At 67.1% G+C, this 18,737-nt stretch carries 17 protein-coding genes and 1 pseudogene; 8 read left to right on the forward strand and 10 right to left on the reverse strand.

Annotated elements, in window-relative coordinates; genetic code table 11:
• Positions 1 to 1,941 (forward strand): annotated as a pseudogene (scpA, locus tag DK26_RS21560) (methylmalonyl-CoA mutase); the annotation flags it as partial.
• 9 nt (positions 1,942 to 1,950) lie between these two features.
• Here the strand turns inward: scpA and DK26_RS21565 are convergent.
• The 3 genes from DK26_RS21565 to DK26_RS21575 are packed head-to-tail and all read right to left on the reverse strand — an operon-like array spanning position 1,951 to position 5,100.
• Positions 1,951 to 3,048, reverse strand: a complete 1,098-nt coding sequence (locus tag DK26_RS21565) for an ABC transporter substrate-binding protein (protein ID WP_066476910.1) — start codon at positions 3,046 to 3,048, stop codon at positions 1,951 to 1,953.
• Positions 3,048 to 4,439, reverse strand: coding sequence for a sensor histidine kinase (locus DK26_RS21570; protein WP_066476912.1), 1,392 nt, complete (start codon positions 4,437 to 4,439; stop codon positions 3,048 to 3,050). Before DK26_RS21570 ends, DK26_RS21565 begins: the two co-directional genes overlap by 1 nt.
• The gene (locus tag DK26_RS21575; RefSeq protein WP_066476914.1) at positions 4,426 to 5,100 is read right to left on the reverse strand and encodes a response regulator transcription factor; all 675 of its coding nucleotides are present in this window, start codon (positions 5,098 to 5,100) and stop codon (positions 4,426 to 4,428) included. Before DK26_RS21575 ends, DK26_RS21570 begins: the two co-directional genes overlap by 14 nt.
• A gap of 232 nt (positions 5,101 to 5,332) precedes the next feature.
• Between DK26_RS21575 and DK26_RS21580 the strand changes: the two genes are divergently transcribed.
• From DK26_RS21580 to DK26_RS21595, 4 genes are all read left to right on the forward strand, one after another.
• Positions 5,333 to 6,292: a tripartite tricarboxylate transporter substrate-binding protein gene (locus DK26_RS21580; protein ID WP_066476916.1), complete on the forward strand. Its 960-nt coding sequence runs from the start codon at positions 5,333 to 5,335 to the stop codon at positions 6,290 to 6,292.
• 31 nt (positions 6,293 to 6,323) lie between these two features.
• On the forward strand, positions 6,324 to 6,788 hold the full coding sequence (locus tag DK26_RS21585) for a tripartite tricarboxylate transporter TctB family protein (RefSeq protein ID WP_066476918.1): 465 nt from the start codon (positions 6,324 to 6,326) through the stop codon (positions 6,786 to 6,788).
• A gap of 4 nt (positions 6,789 to 6,792) precedes the next feature.
• Positions 6,793 to 8,310 (forward strand): tripartite tricarboxylate transporter permease, encoded by a 1,518-nt coding sequence (locus tag DK26_RS21590; protein ID WP_066476920.1) that lies wholly within the window; start codon positions 6,793 to 6,795, stop codon positions 8,308 to 8,310.
• 180 nt (positions 8,311 to 8,490) lie between these two features.
• Complete coding sequence (locus DK26_RS21595) at positions 8,491 to 9,447, forward strand: glutathione S-transferase family protein (protein WP_066477652.1); 957 nt, start codon at positions 8,491 to 8,493, stop codon at positions 9,445 to 9,447.
• 53 nt (positions 9,448 to 9,500) lie between these two features.
• Here the strand turns inward: DK26_RS21595 and DK26_RS21600 are convergent, their stop codons facing one another.
• Positions 9,501 to 10,442, reverse strand: a complete 942-nt coding sequence (locus DK26_RS21600; RefSeq protein WP_066476923.1) for a LysR family transcriptional regulator — start codon at positions 10,440 to 10,442, stop codon at positions 9,501 to 9,503.
• 131 nt (positions 10,443 to 10,573) lie between these two features.
• On the opposite strand from DK26_RS21600, the gene DK26_RS21605 reads away from it, so the two are divergent.
• The 3 genes from DK26_RS21605 (at position 10,574) to DK26_RS21615 (ending at position 12,915) form a co-directional block, all read left to right on the forward strand.
• Positions 10,574 to 11,437 (forward strand): pirin family protein, encoded by an 864-nt coding sequence (locus tag DK26_RS21605; protein ID WP_066476926.1) that lies wholly within the window; start codon positions 10,574 to 10,576, stop codon positions 11,435 to 11,437.
• 120 nt (positions 11,438 to 11,557) lie between these two features.
• A complete protein-coding gene (ycaC, locus tag DK26_RS21610; protein ID WP_066476929.1) occupies positions 11,558 to 12,184 on the forward strand; it encodes an isochorismate family cysteine hydrolase YcaC in 627 nt (208 codons plus the stop codon).
• A 41-nt stretch (positions 12,185 to 12,225) separates the two neighbouring features.
• Positions 12,226 to 12,915: a hydrolase gene (locus DK26_RS21615; protein WP_066476932.1), complete on the forward strand. Its 690-nt coding sequence runs from the start codon at positions 12,226 to 12,228 to the stop codon at positions 12,913 to 12,915.
• Between the two features lie 103 nt (positions 12,916 to 13,018).
• Here DK26_RS21615 and DK26_RS21620 read toward each other — a convergent pair whose 3' ends face one another.
• The 6 genes from DK26_RS21620 to rsfS all read right to left on the reverse strand — a co-directional run bounded on the left by DK26_RS21620 (position 13,019) and on the right by rsfS (position 18,629).
• Entirely contained in the window at positions 13,019 to 13,528 is a 510-nt protein-coding gene (locus DK26_RS21620; RefSeq protein ID WP_066476936.1) for an RNA pyrophosphohydrolase, read from the reverse strand.
• The gene (locus tag DK26_RS21625; RefSeq protein WP_066476945.1) at positions 13,525 to 14,733 is read right to left on the reverse strand and encodes a divergent polysaccharide deacetylase family protein; all 1,209 of its coding nucleotides are present in this window, start codon (positions 14,731 to 14,733) and stop codon (positions 13,525 to 13,527) included. Before DK26_RS21625 ends, DK26_RS21620 begins: the two co-directional genes overlap by 4 nt.
• A gap of 167 nt (positions 14,734 to 14,900) precedes the next feature.
• On the reverse strand, positions 14,901 to 16,274 hold the full coding sequence (locus tag DK26_RS21630; protein WP_066477660.1) for a S41 family peptidase: 1,374 nt from the start codon (positions 16,272 to 16,274) through the stop codon (positions 14,901 to 14,903).
• On the reverse strand, positions 16,274 to 17,644 hold the full coding sequence (locus DK26_RS21635; RefSeq protein WP_083533447.1) for a peptidoglycan DD-metalloendopeptidase family protein: 1,371 nt from the start codon (positions 17,642 to 17,644) through the stop codon (positions 16,274 to 16,276). The genes DK26_RS21630 and DK26_RS21635 overlap by 1 nt, the downstream gene beginning before the upstream one ends.
• A complete protein-coding gene (gene rlmH, locus DK26_RS21640; RefSeq protein ID WP_066476947.1) occupies positions 17,641 to 18,120 on the reverse strand; it encodes a 23S rRNA (pseudouridine(1915)-N(3))-methyltransferase RlmH in 480 nt (159 codons plus the stop codon). Before rlmH ends, DK26_RS21635 begins: the two co-directional genes overlap by 4 nt.
• 137 nt (positions 18,121 to 18,257) lie before the next feature.
• Positions 18,258 to 18,629 (reverse strand): ribosome silencing factor, encoded by a 372-nt coding sequence (rsfS, locus tag DK26_RS28695; RefSeq protein ID WP_248310082.1) that lies wholly within the window; start codon positions 18,627 to 18,629, stop codon positions 18,258 to 18,260.
• Between the last annotated feature and the right edge of the window lie 108 nt (positions 18,630 to 18,737).

Here is an 18,737-nt window from a genome sequence, read left to right on the forward strand (position 1 = left end):
CGGTGGCGCGGCCACGCAGACCACCTCGCCCGCGACCGGCGACTTCTGGCAGACGCCGGAGGGGATTGCGGTGAAGCCGGTCTATACGGCTGAGGACCGCGAGGGGCTTTCCTTCGTCGACAGCCTGCCCGGCCTGCCGCCCTATCTGCGCGGGCCCTACCCGACCATGTATGTCAACCAGCCCTGGACGATCCGGCAATATGCCGGCTTCTCCACCGCCGAGGATTCGAACGCCTTCTACCGGAGGAACCTCGCCGCCGGGCAGAAGGGGCTCTCGGTCGCCTTCGATCTTGCCACCCATCGCGGCTATGACAGCGACCATCCGCGCGTCGGCGGCGATGTCGGCATGGCCGGCGTCGCGATCGATTCGATCTACGACATGCGCACTTTGTTCTCCGGCATCCCGCTCGGTGAGATGAGCGTCTCGATGACGATGAACGGCGCGGTGCTCCCCGTGCTGGCGCTCTACATCGTCGCCGCGGAAGAACAGGGCGTGCCGGCGGCAAAGCTCTCGGGGACCATCCAGAACGACATCCTCAAGGAGTTCATGGTCCGCAACACCTATATCTATCCGCCCGGCCCCTCGATGCGGATCATCGGCGACATCTTCGCCTATACCTCGGCCAACATGCCGAAGTTCAACTCGATCTCGATCTCCGGCTACCACATGCAGGAGGCCGGGGCGACGCAGGACCTGGAACTCGGCTACACCCTCGCCGACGGCGTCGAGTATATCCGCGCCGGCCAGCGCGCCGGCCTCAGCGTCGACGTGTTCGCGCCGCGCCTGTCGTTCTTCTGGGCGATCGGCATGAACTTCTTCATGGAGGTCGCCAAGCTCAGGGCGGCAAGGCTGATCTGGGCGAAGCTCGTCAAGGACTTTGGCGCCAAGAACGAGAAGTCGCTGCCGCTGCGCACTCATTGCCAGACCTCCGGCTGGTCGCTGACGGCGCAGGCCGTGTTCAACAATGTGCCGCGCACGATGATCGAGGCGATGGCGGCGACGCAAGGGCACACCCAGTCGCTGCACACCAATGCGCTCGACGAGGCGCTCGCCTTGCCGACCGATTTTTCGGCCCGCATCGCCCGCAACACCCAGATCCTGCTGCAGCAGGAGAGCGGCACGACCCGGATCATCGATCCCTGGGGCGGCTCCTATTATGTCGAGCGATTGACCGCCGAGCTCGCCGCCAAGGCCTGGGCGCACATCCAGGAAGTCGAGGCGCTGGGCGGCATGGCCAAGGCGATCGAGGCCGGCATCCCGAAGCTGCGGATCGAGGAGGCCGCCGCCAAGACGCAGGCGCGCATCGATGGCGGCCAGCAGGCGATCATCGGGCGGTCAAGGCGGCGCGGGCCAAGGCGACGGTCGGCGAGATCTCGCTGGCGCTGGAGCGCGTGTTCGGGCGCCACCGGGCCGAGATCAAGGCGATCTCGGGGGTCTACAAGCGGGAGGTCGGCACGATGAACCCTGCGGTCGCACGGGTGCAGGCGATGACCGAGGCCTTCGAGGAGGCGGACGGGCGCCGGCCGCGCATCCTCGTCGCCAAGATGGGCCAGGACGGGCATGATCGCGGCCAGAAGGTGATCGCCTCGGCCTTCGCCGATCTCGGCTTCGACGTCGATATCGGCCCGCTCTTCGCCACCCCCGAGGAGGCAGCGCGCCAGGGCGTCGAGAACGACGTCCACATCATCGGCGTCTCCTCGCTCGCCGCCGGCCACCTCACTTTGGTGCCGGAGCTCAAGGCGGCGCTCGCCCAGGCCGGGCGACCCGACATCATGATCGTGGTCGGTGGCGTGATCCCGCCGCAGGACTTCGAGAGCCTGATCCAGGCCGGCGCCAGCGCGATCTTCCCGCCGGGAACCGTGATCGCCGACGCCGCCGAAAAGCTCCTCGACGAACTCAACCGGAACCTCGGATACACCCAGAAATCAGCCGCGGAATGAGGGAGGCCGTCAGTCCCGGGGCGGCACGGTAACGACCGAGCGCGTCCATTCCGCCAGAAAGCGGGTGCGGCGGGCCTCGTCATAGACCGCGAGCAGGGACGGGCCGATGGTTATCGGCCGGAACAGGCCGGCGCTGATGATCGAGGAGGGGCCGTCGACCTCGACCGGCGAGGCGCCGTCGATCGAGAAGAAGAAGGCGCGCTCGCGGCTGATGCGCTGCCCCTCCGGCGACAGGATGAACTCGACGAAGGCGCTGGCGAGAGCGGGGCGGCGCGCGACCGCGGGGATCATCGCGCCGCGGCTCAGCACCACCGTGTAGTCGCGCGGCAGCACCAGCCGCAGGCGGGCTCCGGCCTTGATCCTCGCATAGGCGTAGGAGCCGAGCAGGTTGTAGCCGATCAAGAGGCGCCCGCGCTCCAGCTCGTCCAGAAGCTCGCTGGTGCAGCAATGGACAACGGCCCGGGCGCGGCCGAAACTCTCGATCAGGCGGCCATAGGCGCTGGTCTGGCGGGCATCCCAGATGGTGAGGAGATAGCCGATGCCGGAGCGACGCGGATCATAGGTGCCGATCCGACCGCGATAGACATCCTCCTTCGAGCGCAGCAATTCGGCGAGCTCGACGCGGGTGCGCGGCACGTCCTCGGGCGGGACGGCATCGTAGTTGTAAGCGATGACGGCGGGCTCGAAGGTGAAGCCGAAGACCTCGTCGCGCCAGTTCGCCCAATGCGGCAAGGCGCGCGCCGCATCCGAGCGCAGCGCCCGGGCACAGCCGTCATTGGCGAGCTTGACGAGATGGTCGACCGCCGAAGAGAGCAGCACGTCGCCGAGGATCTGCCCCGTCTCGCAGGCTCTTGTGGCGGCGAGGACGAGGTCGTTGGTGACGTATTCGACATAGGTCACCGCCCAGTTCGGATGACGCTCCTGAAAGCCCTCGATCAGCGGCTGCATGGCGGCGATGTCGGCGGCGGCGTGGATGGTGAGGGTATCGACCTCGCTCGCCCGCGCCGGGAAGTGCTTCGTGTCCTGGGCGAGGGCAGGGCGGGGGAGCCATGCGAGGGCGAGGATGATCGTCAGGAGCGCGGCCGGGAGGCTCGGTTTCGTGCACATCACTGGGCCTCGTCCGGGTCAGCCAAGGGAAAGCTCAGGGCGACGGTGAAGCCTTTGCCGTCGCGCTCCAGGAAGGAAAGCTGGCCCTGATGGGTTGCGGCGACTTCCGAGGTGATGGCGAGCCCGAGGCCGCCGCTGCGGCGCCCGGACGGGTCCTTGGCGAAGCGCTGTGTGACCAGCGCCCATTGGCTGCGCGGGATGCCGGGGCCGTCATCATGGACCTCGACGATCGCGGAGGAACCGGAGCGGCGCAGCGTGATCTCCAGGCGCGCGACAGCGCCGTGCTGGACGGCATTGTCGAGGATGTTGGAGATCGCCTCGCGGACGCTGACGCGATCGCCCCGGATCGGCAGCGCGGTATCCGGGGCCTCGAAGGAGATCACGATATCGGGGTTGAGTGAGACCGGGACGGTGTTGCGCAAAGCGAGCCTTGCAACCCTGACGAGGTCGATGCGCTCGAAGGGGACGGCTTCCCTGCGGTGGATGACCATCGCATGGCTGAGGAGCTGGTTGGTCAGGCGTCCGAGCTGCTTTGTGCGAGCCTGGACCCGTTCGAGATGATGGCGCTGGCGGCTGGCCTCGGTTTCGTGGGCGAGCAGATCGACCTGCCCGGAAAGCGCCGTCAGCGGCGTCCGGATCTGGTGGGCGGCATCGGCGATGAAGCGCTGCATCAGCTCCATGCGCTCGCCGAGCCGGCTCATGAAATGGTTGATCGAGCCGACCAAAGCGCGGATTTCGCGCGGCGTCTCCAGCGAGAGCGGCGTCAGGTCCTGCGGGTCGCGCTGGGTCAGCGCCGTCTCGATGCGGGTCAAAGGCTTCAGCGAATAGCGCAGCGCGAAGATCACCCCGCCGAAGGCGATGCCGCTCATGATCAGGACGAGCCCGGTCGCGTTCAAGGTCAGGTCGCGGGCGAGCGAGAAGCGGGCCTCACGGGTCTGGGCGACGACGACCTGGGCCCAGCCCTGGACGTCGGCGCCGGCGAAGGAGCGCCCGACCGAGGCGATCCGCACCGCGACGTCGCGGAACATGCCGTCGGAAACCACCGGTCGGTCGCGGCGCTCGCCGCTGGATGCCGGCACGGGCAGATCCGGATAGCCGGTCAGCAATTCGCCCTTCGGCCCGACGAGCCGATAGAAGATGCGGTCGCGATCGGAGAGGGCGAGCATCTCGAAGGCGGAGAGCGGCAGATCGACCGTGAGCTCGCCGTTCTGGACGGTGAGCGCCTCGGCGATCTGCAGGGCAGCGCCGACCAGCAGGCGGTCATAGGCCTCGTCGGCTGCCGTGCGGGCGGAGTACCAGGCGAGCGAAGTCAGCCCGGCCGCGCCGACAGCCAGGACCAGGGCGATGGTGACTGCAAGCCGCGTGAAGAGAGAGGGATCACGCGCCTTCATGCGCCACCAGTTGATAGCCCAGGCCCCGGATAGTCCGGATCTCGGCCCGCGCGCCTTCGAGCTTGCGCCTGAGCCTCCCGACATAGAGCTCGATCGCATTGGGGCCGGGGGCCTCGTCGAAGCCGAAGAGCTGGTCTAGCAGCTCGTCCTTGCTGAAGACCTTGCCCGGCCGCGCCGCCAGGATCTCCAGCAGGGTCAGTTCGCGGCGCTTCAGCCCGACCTCGCGGTTGCCGATGCGCACGACGCGGACATTGCGGTCGATCATGATGTCGCCGCAGGCAAGCACATTCGTCGTGTTGCCTTCGCGGCGGCGCAGCAGCACGCGGGCCCGTGCTTCGAGTTCGCGGAAATCGAAGGGCTTCACGAGATAATCATCGGCGCCGAGATCCAGCGCACTGACCCGGTCCTCGACTTCAGAGCGCGCGGTCAGGACGAGCACCGGGGTCTGCGACTGCTTGCTGCGCAGACGCTTCAGGATGCTGAAGCCGTCGAGGCCGGGCAGCATGATGTCGAGGATGACGAGATCATAGTTCGTGAAGTCGAGAATCTCGGCGGCGGCCTGGCCATCGACCTCCCAGTCGACGGCATGACCGCCACGCACGAAGCGCGCGACGATCGCTTCGCCGACATCGCTGGTATCTTCGATCAGCAGGATGCGCATGCCGAGGCCAAGACTCCCGTGACAGCTTCATGACAGCTGCCTGTCCTATGAGCAAACGCCACTCATAGGAAGCATAACAAAAAAACGTTCGGGAGGAAGTGAGATGAGCGCTCACGAATAGAATTGGCTTACGCACGACTTGTGCGATCTCAAGTTTATGGCTCGATTCAATACAACGACGCGCATCTGCGGCGAATAATGTCTGCTGTCTGCGTGAGTATGGGAGGAATAAATGCGATTTGTTTTTGCCGCGATGCTGTTTTGTGCTCTCGGGATCTCCGGCGCAACTGCTGCACCGGACAAGACCGAGTGCCTTGTCGGCGCCAAGCCCGGCGGCGGCTTCGACCTGACCTGCCGCCTCGCCGCCAATGCTCTGACGGCCGCCAAGCTGATCGAGCGGCCGATGGCGGTGACCTATATGGAAGGTGGTGTCGGCGCCGTCGCCTATAACCATGTCGTCGGCACGAGGCCGAGCGATGGTGGGCTGGTGACGGCGACCTCGTCCGGCTCGGCGCTGCTGCTCGCCCAGAAGAAGTTCGGTCATCACGATGCGACGGCTGTGCGCTGGGTCGCCTCGGTCGGTGCCGATTACGGCATCGTCGCGGTCGCGGCTAACTCGCCGGTCAAGACGCTGAAGGAGCTGGTCGAGGCCTTCGGCAAGGCGCCGAACGAGTTTCCGGTCGGCGGCGGCGGCGCCGTCGGCAGCCAGGACTGGATGAAGGCCGCGGTTCTGGCCAAGGCCGCCGGCGTACCCGCCAAGTCGATCCGCTATGTCGCGCTCGAGGGTGGCGGCGCAGTGCAGACCAATCTGCAGGGCGGCTTCATCAAGATCGCCTCCGGCGACGCTTCGGAGATGGTCGCCAACCACAAGGCGGGCAAGATCCGGATTCTCGCGGTGATGTCCGACAAGCGCCTGCCGGGCGATCTCGCCGAGGTCCCGACCGCCAGGGAGCAGGGCTACGACATCGTCTGGCCGATCTGGCGCGGCTTCTATGTCGGGCCGAAGGTCAGCGATGCCGAGTACGTCTGGTGGGTCGACACCTTCCGCAAGCTCGTGACGACGCCGGAATTCCAGCGCGAGCGCGAGGCCCGCGGCCTCTATCCGTTCGACGAGATGGGCCAGGCCTTCCACGACACCGTGCAGAAGGACGTGCAGCGCTTCCGCGACCTCGCCAAGGAAGCCGGCCTCTGAGCCGCGATCAAGCATGACGGGAGGAGAAGACATGGCGCACGCGACGCCGACGACGAACCGCTCGGGGAAGATCGCGGCCGCGATCCTGCTTGCCATCGCAATCGGGCTGGGGGGGGCCGCGACGCAGATCGACTATGCCTTCTCCTCCGACCCGCTCGGGCCGAAGGCCGTGCCGCTGATCCTGTCGGGGGCGCTGGCGCTGTTCGCGCTCTACTACTGGTTCCGGCCGGGCGAGGCCGAGGCCTTCCCGCAAGGGCCGCTGCTGTTGCGCAGCCTTTGCTTCATCGTGACCTGCTTCGCCACGGTGGCGCTGCTCGACCTCGTCGGCTTCCTGCCGGCGATGACCGTGCTGATCGGCGTCACCGCCTATCTCTTCGGCGCGACCGTGCCGGGCGCGGCCTTCATCGGCGTCGCCCAGGCGGCGTTCTGGTTCATCTGCTTCAAATACGCGCTCGGCACCTATCTGCCGATGGGCACGCTGTTCTCGGGGGGCTGAGACGATGTCGCTCGACTATCTCTGGACCGGCTTCAGTGTCGCCCTGCAGCCGCAGAATCTCGCCTTCGGCCTGATCGGCTGCTTCCTCGGCACGATCATCGGCGCGCTGCCGGCGATCGGCCCGATCAACGGCATCGCGCTGCTCCTGCCGATCGCCTTCGCCGCCAAGCTGCCGCCGGAAAGCACGATGATCCTGCTGGCGGCCGTCTATTACGGCGCCGAATATGGCGGGCGGATCTCCTCGATCCTGCTCAACGTGCCCGGCGATGCCGGGGCGGTGATGACCGCTGTCGACGGCTATCCGGCGGCGCGCCAGGGCCGGGCGGCCGAGGCGCTGACGATATCGGCGCTATCCTCCTTCGTCGGCGGCATTCTCGCCGTGATCGGCCTGACCTTCTTTGCGCCGGCGCTCGGGCTGATCGCGATCAAGTTCGGCCCGGCCGAATATGTCGCGCTGATGGTCTTCGCCTTCGCGACGCTCGCCTCGATGGTGGGACATGAGCCGATCAAGACATTGATCGGCTGTACGCTCGGCCTGTTGCTGACGACGATCGGGCTCGATCCGACCTCGGGGGCCTATCGCTTCACCCTCGACCAGCCGGAGCTGCATGACGGGATCGAATTCATCATCCTCGTCATCGGCCTGTTCTCGATCTCCGAGGTGCTGCTGATGCTGGAGCACCAGATGGCCGGCCGGTTGAAGCCGATCCCGGTCGGGAAGGGTTTTCCGAGCTGGGCTGACATCAAGGCCTCGTTCTGGCCGACGATCCGCAGCTCGGCGAGCGGCTTCGTCATCGGTGTGTTGCCGGGGACCGGGGCCTCGGTCGCGAGCGCCGTCGCCTACACCACCGAGAAGCGGCTGCTCGACCGCGGCACCTTCGGCAAGGGCGATCTGCGCGGCATCGCGGCGCCCGAGGCCGCCAACAACGCGGCGGCGGGCGGTGCCTTCGTGCCGATGCTGACCCTCGGCGTGCCGGGTTCTGGAACGACGGCGGTGATGCTGGGCGCGCTGATGCTCTACAACATCACCCCGGGGCCGCAGCTCTTCACCGAGAGGCCGGAGATCGCCGGCGGACTGATCGCCTCGATGTATGTCGGCAACGTCCTCCTGCTGCTGATGAACATCCCGCTGATCGGCGTCTTCGCGCGGATGTTGCAGGTGCCGAACATGTGGTTGATCCCGGCGATCGTCATTCTCTCGGTGCTCGGCGTCTACACGGCCTATTCCAGCGTGATGTCGGTGCTGATCATGCTCGGCATCGGGGTCGTCGGATGGGGCCTGCGCAAGCTCGGCTTCGACATGGCGCCGATCGTGCTGGGCTTCGTCCTCGGCAAGGTGCTGGAGACCAATCTGCGCAATGCGCTGGCGATTTCCGGCGGAGACCCTTCGATCCTCGTCGACAGTGCGATCTCGATCATCCTGTGGATCGCGGCGGCGCTGATCGTCGCCCTGCCCTGGTGGCTCGCACGCCGGAAGAGGGCAGGGAAGATGGCGCCGCTCTCCGCCGAGGCGTCCGGCTGAGGCCGGAAGCAGCGGGCCTGGCAGGTGCGGGCAACCGTACCGGCCGGGTCCTGCGCGCTGAAGCGTCGCGGCCTGTTCACGACCCCGCCGCAGCCACGACCCTGGCTCAAAGCGCCTTCATACGGGATGATCGGATATCCGGCCGATCACCGAGCGATCGCGCCGCGCTGGGAGATCGCTATGGGGTTGCTCGTCGATGGCCGTTGGCACGATCGCTGGTACGAGACGAAGGAAAGCGGTGGGCGCTTCATCCGCCAGGAGAGCGCCTTCCGCAACTGGGTGACGGCAGATGGCTCGCCCGGTCCGAGCGGCCGGGGCGGCTTCAAGGCCGAGGCCGGGCGCTATCTGCTCTATGTCTCGCTGGCCTGCCCCTGGGCGCATCGCACGCTGATCTTCCGCCAGCTGAAGGGGCTCGCTGATCTCATCGACGTCTCGGTCGTGCACTGGCTGATGGCCGAGCAGGGCTGGACTTTCGCGGAAGGTGAGGGCGTCGTTCCCGACCCGATCGGCGGCGCGCGCTATCTGCACGAGGTCTATACCAGGGCCGAGCCGACCTATTCCGGCCGCGTCACCGTGCCGGTGCTCTGGGACAGGAAGACCGGCACGATCGTCAACAACGAATCCTCCGAGATCATCCGCATGCTGAACTCCGCTTTCGACGGCGTCGGGGCGAAGGCGGGAGACTATTATCCGGAGGCGCTGCGGCCCGAGATCGACGCGCTGAACGAGCGCATCTACGCGACCGTCAACAACGGGGTCTACCGCGCCGGTTTTGCGACGACGCAGGCGGCCTATGAGGAAGGCGTGCTGCCGCTGTTCGAGACGCTGGACTGGCTCGAGGAGCGCCTGACGACGCGGTGCTATTTGACCGGAGAGCAGATCACCGAAGCCGATTGGCGGCTGTTTACCACCCTGATCCGCTTCGATCCGGTCTATGTGGGACACTTCAAGTGCAATATCCGGCGCATCGCCGACTATCCGCGGTTGTCGGCCTATGTCCGCGCGCTTCTCGAGCGCGAGGGTGTCCGCGGAACCGTGAACCTCGGCCATATCAAGCGTCACTACTACCAGAGCCACCGCACTCTGAATCCCAGCGGCATCGTCCCCGTCGGTCCGGAGCTCGCCTTCAGCGTCTGAACGGCGGGGAGCCAAGCGCGAAAGGGATAGCCCGCGCGCAGAAGAGCGCGCGGTCAGGCGCTCCTTGCCACTTCCTCATCCTGCTCTTCCAGCCGGTCGAGGGCAGCATACTCCGTCGCCAGGAAGTCGAGCAGGCTGCGCACCGAAGGCAGGAGACCGCGCCGGGACGGGAAAGCGGCATGCAGGATGCCGGCGCGCGGCGTCCATTGCGGCAGGATGTCGATCAGCCGGCCCGCCTTGAGGTCGTCGCGGATCACCATGGTCGGGAACTGGCAGACGCCGATGCCCGTCAGTGCCGCCTGCCTGAGCGCCACCATGTCCTCGGTCACCAGCCGCGGCTTGTGCGGAATCATGGCGGTGGCACCACCCGGTCCGTCGAGTGACCATTCATGGCTGGCATGCGCCGCTTCCCAGGCGAGGCTCGGCATGGCCGAGAGATCGGCTGGAACCAGCGGGCGCGCGAAGCAGCCTTCGACCAGGGCAGGGCTCGCGACCAGCCGCTGCCGGCTGGTGGCGAATTTGCGGATCACCAGTTCGCTGTCGTCGAGCGGCGGAAAGCGCACGCGCACCGCCATGTCGAAGCCCTCCCGGATCACATCGACGCGCCGGTTGGTGCTCTCGAGATGGACCGCGACCTTGGGATGTTTCGCCATGAAGCGCGAGATCATGTCTCCGAGTTGGAAGTAGATGATCGAAGCGGGACAGCTCACCCGCACGATGCCCTGCGGTTCGGCGCGCATGCGCTCGATCGCTTCCTGCGCGGCCTCTGCCTCCACCACCATCGCCAGGCAATGGCGATAGAATTCCCGGCCGATTTCGGTGACCACGAATTGGCGTGTCGAGCGCTGGATCAGGCGCACGCCCAGGCTCTCCTCGAGCAGGCCGATGCGGCGGCTGAGGCGCGAGCGCGGCATGTCAAGCTTGCGGGCCGCGGCGGAGAAGCCGTTCTGCTCCACCACCTCGACGAAAAAGCGGAGGTCGTTGAGATCCTGCATCGTGGCGCCGACCCTACTGTCCTAAATTCAGGACATTGTAGCCCAATGGCGCGCCTACTGCGAGTTTTGTCCCAGGCGTAAGTTCCTCCTCAGTTGGATCGCTCAAGCGGCGACCGAGCAGGAGAAGCGCAGTGAGACAGGTTCGAGGCATCTACAGCAGCCCGGAACCGCAATGGGTCGGAGACGGGTTTCCGGTGCGCTCCATGCTTTCGCATGCGGTGCAGGGCGAGCATGTCAGCCCCTTCCTGCATCTCGACCATGCCGGCCCGGCCGCGTTTGCACCGGCCGAGCAGCCCCGCGGCGTCGGCGTGCATCCGCATCGCGGTTTCGAGACCGTGACGATTGTCTATCAGGGCGAGGTCGAGCATCGCGACTCGACCGGCGCCGGCGGCCTGATCGGCCCGGGCGATGTCCAGTGGATGACGGCTGCGTCCGGCATACTGCACGAGGAATTCCATTCACAGGGCTTCACCCAGCGCGGCGGCACGCTCGACATGGTGCAGCTCTGGGTCAACCTGCCGGCGCAGCACAAGAATGCCGCCCCGGGCTACCAGACGCTGCTCGACCGAGAGATTCCCTCGGTCAACCTGCCCGGGGGCGGCCAGTTGCGCGTCATCGCCGGCGAGTATCTCGGGCACAGGGGCCCGGCCCGCAGCTTCACGCCGATCGAGCTCTGGGATCTTCGCCTGAAGCGGGGCAAGGCGGTCGCCCTTGACCTGCCGGAAGGCCACATGGTCGGGCTCGCGGTGTTGCGCGGCACGGTTCTCGTCAATGGAACGTCGACGGCACGGGACGGCCAGTTCGTCCTGCTCGACCGCCATGGCGGTGTCGTCGGCATCGAGGCATCGAGCGACGCCACCCTGCTGCTGCTCGGCGGCGAGCCGATCGACGAACCGGTCGCGATGCGCGGTCCTTTCGTCATGAACACGGCCGAAGAGCTGAATCAGGCCTTCGCCGATTTCCGGGCCGGAAAGTTCGGGGCGATCCCCGCCTGACCCACCTGCCGCGGCCAGTGCCGCTCCCTTTCGACGGTCGTGTTTTCCCGCGCATGACCGGCGTCAGGCCATCGCCCGATGGCCTCTTGATGCGGGCAGAATTCTCGTCAAGCAAGGAGCATATCGATGACCTACAAGCGTCTCGACAAGGACAAGGCAGCCGTCCTCCTCGTCGACCATCAGGCCGGGCTCTCGTCGCTGGTGCGCGATTTCGGGCCGGACGCGTTCCGGAACAACGTGCTGGCGCTGGCCGACATCGCCCAGTACTTCAAGCTGCCCTCGGTCCTCACCACCAGCTTCGAAGACGGCCCCAACGGCCCGCTGATGCCGGAGCTGAAGGCCAAGCTGCCGAACGCCCCGTTCATCGCCCGTCCCGGCCAGATCAACGCCTGGGACAATGAGGACTTCGTCAAGGCGGTGAAGGCGACGGGCCGCAAGCAGCTCATCATCGCCGGCATCGTCACCGAGGTCTGCGTCGCCTTCCCGGCGCTCGCCGCTCTCGAAGAGGGCTACGAGGTCTTCGTCGTCACCGACGCTTCCGGCACCTTCAACGAGGTCACCCGCCACTCCGCCTGGGACCGCATGTCCAAGGCCGGCGCGCAGCTGATGACCTGGTTCGGCGTCGCCTGCGAGCTGCATCGCGATTGGCGCAACGATGTCGAGGGGCTGGGCACGCTCTTCGCCAACCACATCCCCGACTACCGCAACCTGATCGACAGCTACACCACGACCAAGGCGTCGAAGTGAATTTCAGCCCCTGAACAAGGGCAGGCAGACAGGAGATCCTCATGACCACCAATACCAATGTCGCCAACTTCAACGGCCAGCGCCCGGTGATCGACCCGAATGATGCGGTAATGCTGCTGATCGACCATCAGAGCGGCCTGTTCCAGACGGTCGGCGACATGCCGATGCCGGTTCTGCGCAATCATGCGGCGGCGCTGGCAAAGATGGCCACGCTCGCGAACATCCCGGTGATCACCACCGCCTCGGTGCCGCAGGGCCCGAACGGACCGCTGATCCCTGAGATTCACGCCAATGCCCCGCATGCCAAGTATGTGGCGCGCAGGGGCGAGATCAACGCCTGGGACAATCCCGACTTCGTTGCGGCGGTGAAGGCGACCGGCCGTAAGACCCTGATTATCGCCGGCACGATCACCTCGGTCTGCATGGCCTTCCCGGCGATCTCGGCGGCGCAGGACGGCTACAAGGTCTTCGCGGTGATCGATGCCTCCGGCACCTATTCGAAGATGGCGCAGGAGATCACCCTGGCCCGCGTCGTCCAGGCCGGGGTCGTCCCGATGGACACTGCGGCCGTGGCCTCCGAGATCCAGAAGACCTGGAACCGGGAGGACGCCCAGGAATGGGCCGGCGTCTACACCAAGATCTTCCCGGCCTATCAGCTGCTGATCGAGAGCTATCTCAAGGCGCAGGCGGTCGAGAAGAACCACGAGCAGCTCGACTCGGCCCGCAAGTGACGAGATGCGCGTAACTGATCGTCGCCCCTGACGGGCGGCGGGCTTCCGGGCCCGGCAAGGTGTCTGCCTTGCCGGGTCTTCGTCGTTTAACGGGAGGCGGCCCTCAGGGGCGGGCGAAGCCGGCGAAAAGCCGCACGACCTCGCGGTAGACCTCGCGCTTGAACGGGATGATCAGCTCGGGCGTGTCGGCCAGCGGGGCCCAGCGCCAGGAATCGAACTCCGCCTTGTGGCCGCCGGCGGGGTTGGCGATGTCGATCTCGTCCTCCTCGCCCTCGAAGCGGAAGGCGAACCATTTCTGCGACTGGCCGCGATAGCGCCCGCGCCAGGCCTCTTTGCCGATCTCGCGCGGCAGATCATAGCTCAGCCAGTCCGGCGCCTCGGCCAGAAGCGAGACCGAGCTGACATTGGTCTCCTCGCGCAATTCGCGATAGGCCGCCTGCAGGGGCTGTTCGCCGCGATCGATGCCGCCCTGCGGCATCTGCCATTCATGGCCGGGGGCGACATGCTCGCGCTGATTGCGATTGGCGCGGCGGCCGATGAAGACGCGGCCGTCGCGGCCGAACAGGGCTAGGCCGACGCAGGGGCGGTAGCCGGCGGGCGGGTTGGTGGTCATTTCAGGGAGCCGGTGCTCGAAGGGTTGCGGAAGCCGCGCGCGGCGCTGACCGGCACGATGGCGAGGCCCTTGGCCTCGAGGGTTCTCGCCCAGCGCGTGATGCGCTCGACCGTGACCGGCAGGGCGCTGGCGGTCGCGACCGCAACGCCGTTCTCTCGGGCGAGCGTCTCCAGCCGCTGCAGTTCCTTGTCGATGGCGTCGGCGCGCGGCGTGCCGTCGAGGGCGAGATCGGCCTTCAAGGCCGGGATCTGCGCCCGCGTCGCCGCCGGGGCGAGCTGGCTGCGTGGCGAGGAGCCGTCATCGATCACCATCAGGCCGCGGCCGGCGACCTCGCGCAGCAGCGGCGTCAGGGCGGCATCGTCGGCCGTCAGGCGGCCGCCGAGGAAATTGACGATGCCGACATAGCCGGTGAAGCGTCCGAGCGCCCATTGCAAGCGGTCGAGATTGTCGGCGCCCTTCGGGCCTGTGAGCAGAGTGTGCGGCCCCGGGTCGTTGTCGGGATAGTCGAAAGGCTCCATCGGCACCTGGAGGAAGACCTCGTGGCCTTCGGCGCGGGCGCGAGCCGCGGTCTTCTCGAGATCGGCGCCATAGGGCGCGAAGGCGAGGGAGACGGCGCCGGGCAGGCGCGCGATCGCCTCGCTGGTCGAACTCTGGCTGATGCCGAGGCCGCCGACCATGATCGCGATGCGGCCCGCGGGCTTGGTCGCGGGGGCGGGGCCGAGCGGGCGGGCATAGACCTGCGCCGGCGTCGCGCCGTCCGGGCCGACCTTTGGCAGGAAGCCGTGCCGCGTGCGCTCGACCAGGCGCTTGTCCGGGGAAGGCGCCAGCTTGATCGTGCCCTCGTCAGGGACGGTGATGACGATGGCGCCGGGGATATCCGTCTCGTCGGCGCCGGGCCGGACTACGGTGACGCCGGATTCGGTTTCGAGCTGGCGCGCGCTGGCAGGGCCTTGCGGCGCTTCGCGTCGGCCGCTGTCAGGGGCGGTAGCCGCCGTTTCCGGGGCTCGCGGCCTTTCGCGGATCGCGGCGGTGGCCATAGGCTCGCCGCCATCGGGATCGCGCCGCAAGGCGGCATAGAGCGTCAGGCCGGTGAAGGTGACGATGAGTGCGCCCACGAGCGCGCGCGACAGCCAGCGACCGACGGGCGGGCGCGGACGCGCGCGCCGGTTCCGGCCGAGAGGCTGGTCGAGTTCGCTGAGCGGCATTCCGGCCAAGAAGCCGTCCTCGCTGATCGGGCGCGGACACGAATCAGTCCGCCGCCCTAGAGTCGGATGATTCCATGTGGAATCAACCGGCAATCAGCGGCGGCGGTAACAAACTCTCGTGGGCGTGCCGCGCCAATGGTCATGGCGCGGCAGTCCTTCAGGCGCGATCAGTTCGGCTTGGGCGCTTCGCTCGGGGCAGCATCGGCCTTGGGAGCCTCCGGCGTCTGGGCCGGAGCGTTGGGCGCCGCAGCGGCGGTGTCCTTCTTGACGCCGCGCAGCAGGTTCAGCGCCGCGATCAGCTGCGTGTCCTTGCTGGCATCGGCCGGGACGTAGGACGCGGAGCCGGACTGCTCCTCCTTGCCGTCGCCGGAGCGTAGATGGCCCTTGAGCGAGGCCTCGCCCTTGTTTTCGACCTTGTCCTTCAGCTCGGCCGGGACGTCCTGGATGATCTCGATGTCCGGGGTGATGCCCTTGGCCTGGATCGAGTTGCCCGACGGCGTGTAGTAGCGCGCCGTGGTCAGGCGCAGGCCACCCTGGTCGCCGAGGCGGATCACGGTCTGCACCGAGCCCTTGCCGAAGGAGCGCGAGCCCATGACGGTGGCGCGCTTGTGGTCCTGCAGCGCGCCGGCGACGATTTCCGCCGCCGAGGCCGAGGAGCCGTTGATCAGCACGACGACCGGCTTGCCCTTGGTCAGGTCGCCCGACTTGGCGTTGAAGACCTGCGTTTCCTCGGCGTTGCGGCCGCGGGTCGAGACGATCTTGCCGCGCTCGAGGAAGGCGTCGGACACCAGGACGGACTGGTCGAGACGGCCGCCGCGATTGTTGCGGAGATCGATGATGTAGCCCTTGAGCTTGTCGGCGCCGATCTCGGCGTTGAGCTTCTCGATGCCCTTGCGCAGGCCCTCATAGGTCTGCTCGCTGAAGGTGCCGATGCGGATATAGCCGACATCGCCCTCGGCGCGTTCCTCCACCGCCGGGACGACGATGTTCGAACGGGTCAGGGTGAACTCCAGCGGCTCGGACTTGGCGCGCTCGATCTTCAGCTTGACCTGGGTGTTGATGATGCCGCGCATCTTCTCAACCGCCTGGTTCAGGCTGAGACCCTTGACCTCGTCGCCGTCGATCTGTCGGATGATGTCGCCAGCCAGGATGCCGGCCTTGGCGGCGGGCGTGTCGCGGATCGGCTTGGCGACCTTGAGGACGCCGTCCTCCATGGTGACCTCGATGCCGAGGCCGCCGAACTGGCCGCGCATGTCGATATCCATGTCGCGGAAGCTCTTGGCGTCGAGGAACGCCGAGTGCGGATCAAGCGAGGAGACCATGCCGTTGATGGCGGCCTCGATCAGCTTCTGCTCATCCGGCTTCTCGACATAGTCGGTGCGGATTTTCTCGAAGATGTCGCCGAACAGGTTGAGGCTGCGATAGACCTCCGCCGAGGCCGCGACCGCGCTGGTCGAGGAAAGCAGGCCCGTTTGCGTCGCGAGGCCGGTGAGGCCGGCGCCGGCGATCGCGCCTGCGAGAACGAGAGAGACCTTGCGCATCATCCGCGAACCTTTTCGCTTTGCGGTTTTTTCCACCACGGCGTCGGATCGATCGAGACGCCGTCTTTTCTGAACTCGACATAGAGAACCGGCTCGCCGGCTCCCGCTCCTACATTTGCCGCCGCCGCTTCGGCGGTCTCGCCCATGACCGCTACCGGTTCGCCCGCGAGCACGAACTGATTCAGCGAGACATCGATACGCTGCATGCCCGCCAGAAGGATATAGTAACCATTGCCGGCATTCAGTATCAAGAGTTGGCCAAAGGACCGGAACGGCCCAGCATAGACTACCCAGGCATCCGAAGGTGACGAAACGACGGCATTCGGACGGGTAGAAAGCGATATTCCGCGCGTCGCGACGCCGATCGCGTCGTTAACCCCGAATCCACGCAATTGTGATCCCGCTACCGGGTGCGGCAGCATCCCGCGCGTCTCGGCGAAGGCGATCTTCGGGGCGAGCCGCGCCGGGTCGCGGAAAGCAAGGGCCGCCATGCGCTGGCGTTGTTCGCGCGTCTCGTTCTCGAGTGCCTGACGGGCGGCCTCGGCGGCGCGGTTGGCGACCGAGATCTCCTTCTCCATGCGCTCGACGAAGTCGCGCAGTGTCTTGGCCTGTGCCGCCAGGGTGCCGGCGGTGCCGCGCTGGGCCTCGATGTCCTTGGCGGCGCTGGCCTCGCGCTCGCGCCTGGCCTCGACCAGCGAGGCGAGGCGCTGGCGCTCACCGGCGAGACCTTCCATCTCGGCGCTGATCGCCTTGCGCTCGCCGGCGATGCCCTCGCGCAGCCGCACCAGCTCGCCGAGATCGGTGGCGAGGATCGCGATCTCCTGGCGCAGATCGGGCACGACGGCGCCGAGCAGCATCGAGGCGCGGACGGCTTCGAGAATATCCTCCGGCCGGACCAGCACCGCGGGAGGCGGGCGGCGGCCGATGCGCTGCAGGGCCGCCAGCACCTCGCCGATCAGGCCGCGCCGGCTTTCGAGCGAGCGACGGATCGCCGTCTCGCTGTTCTGGAACAGGGCGAGGCGCTGCTCCAGGGCCGCGATGCGAGCCTCCGCGGACTGCGTCTTGGCGGTGGTCTCGAGCAGCGCGGCATTGAGGCGGGCCCGGTCGGCGCGGATGCCGGCGATCTCGGCCTCGAGCTTGGCGCGGGCCTCGGCATTGCCGGCGAGCCGCTCCTCGATCGCCTTGAGCTCGGTTTCGCGCGCGCGCTTTTCCTGCTGTTTCTGCTCGGTCTCGCGGCTGACCTGTTCCTGTTCAGGCGGGTCGGCCGCCTGGCCGAGCGCGGGGCCGGCCGCGAGACAGGCGCCGAGCAGCAGCGGCCAGAGGCCATGCCGGCGAAAGCGTTTGCGAATCGGCCGGAAGGGGCGGGTCATGCGCGATGATAAGGGTGTCCGGCCATGATCGTCATCGCCCGATAGAGCTGTTCGAGGGCCAGCGCCCGGACGATCTGGTGCGGGATGGTCAGGGCGCCGAAGCACAGCACCAGCCCGGCGCGGGCCCGCAATTCCTCCGCGAGCCCGTCGGCGCCGCCGATCAGCAGGGTCGCGGCCGGCGTGCCGGCGTCGCGCGCCGCGGCGATCTTGCCGGCGAAAGCTTCGCTGCCGAGGTTCTTGCCGCGTTCATCGAGCGCGATGACGAGGCCCTGCGGCAGGCGCTCGGCGATCAGTCGCGCCTCTTCGTTGCGGCGTTCCTCGCTACGACGGCCGCGGCTCTCGGCGATCTCGACGATGTCCGGGCCGGTGAAGCCCAGGCTCCGCGAGAGCCCGCTGGCGCGCTCATGGTAGCGCGTGCAGAGGTCGCGTTCCGGCCCGTCCTTGAGGCGGCCGATTGCGATGATCGAAAGGCGCATGGACGGCCGGCTTCAGATCCGGATGCACTCAAATGGCAGTGCGAAGCCCTGCCATTTGAGTGCTGAATCCGTCTCTGTCCAAAGAGCTGGAGCAGGATTCATGCGAAAAACCGGTTCCCACTTTTTCGCATCCTGCTCTAACCGACCAGGCGCTCATGCGGCCGGTCGGCGCCCCACATCTTCTCGAGGTTGTAGAACTGGCGCACTTCCGGACGGAAGACGTGGATGATGATGTCGCCGGTGTCGATCAGCACCCAGTCGCAAGCGGGGACGCCCTCGATCTTGGGGGAGGGCTGGCCGGCCTTCTTGAAGGCCTCGACGAGACTGTCCGCGATCGCGCCGACGTGACGGTTGACCGTGCCGGATGCAATGATCATGGCGTCGGCCAGCGAAGTCTTCCCGACGAGGTCGATGACCGTGATGTCCTCGGCCTTCATGTCCTCTAGGACCTGGCGCGCAAGGGTTACGCCGGCCGCGGCCGGATGATCAGCTGCGGTGGCCGGCGCCAGCGGCTCGGAGCCTGCTTCGCCGAGGTTTTGACGGGTCAGAGCCGTGTCCTCACGTGACGACGCGCTCAGGGCGCGACCTGTCCAATCTACGCTTTCAGGGGGCATAAT

The organism is Allobosea sp. WAO (assembly GCF_001509835.1).
In the GTDB taxonomy this organism is placed as follows: Bacteria; Pseudomonadota; Alphaproteobacteria; order Rhizobiales; family Beijerinckiaceae; genus Allobosea.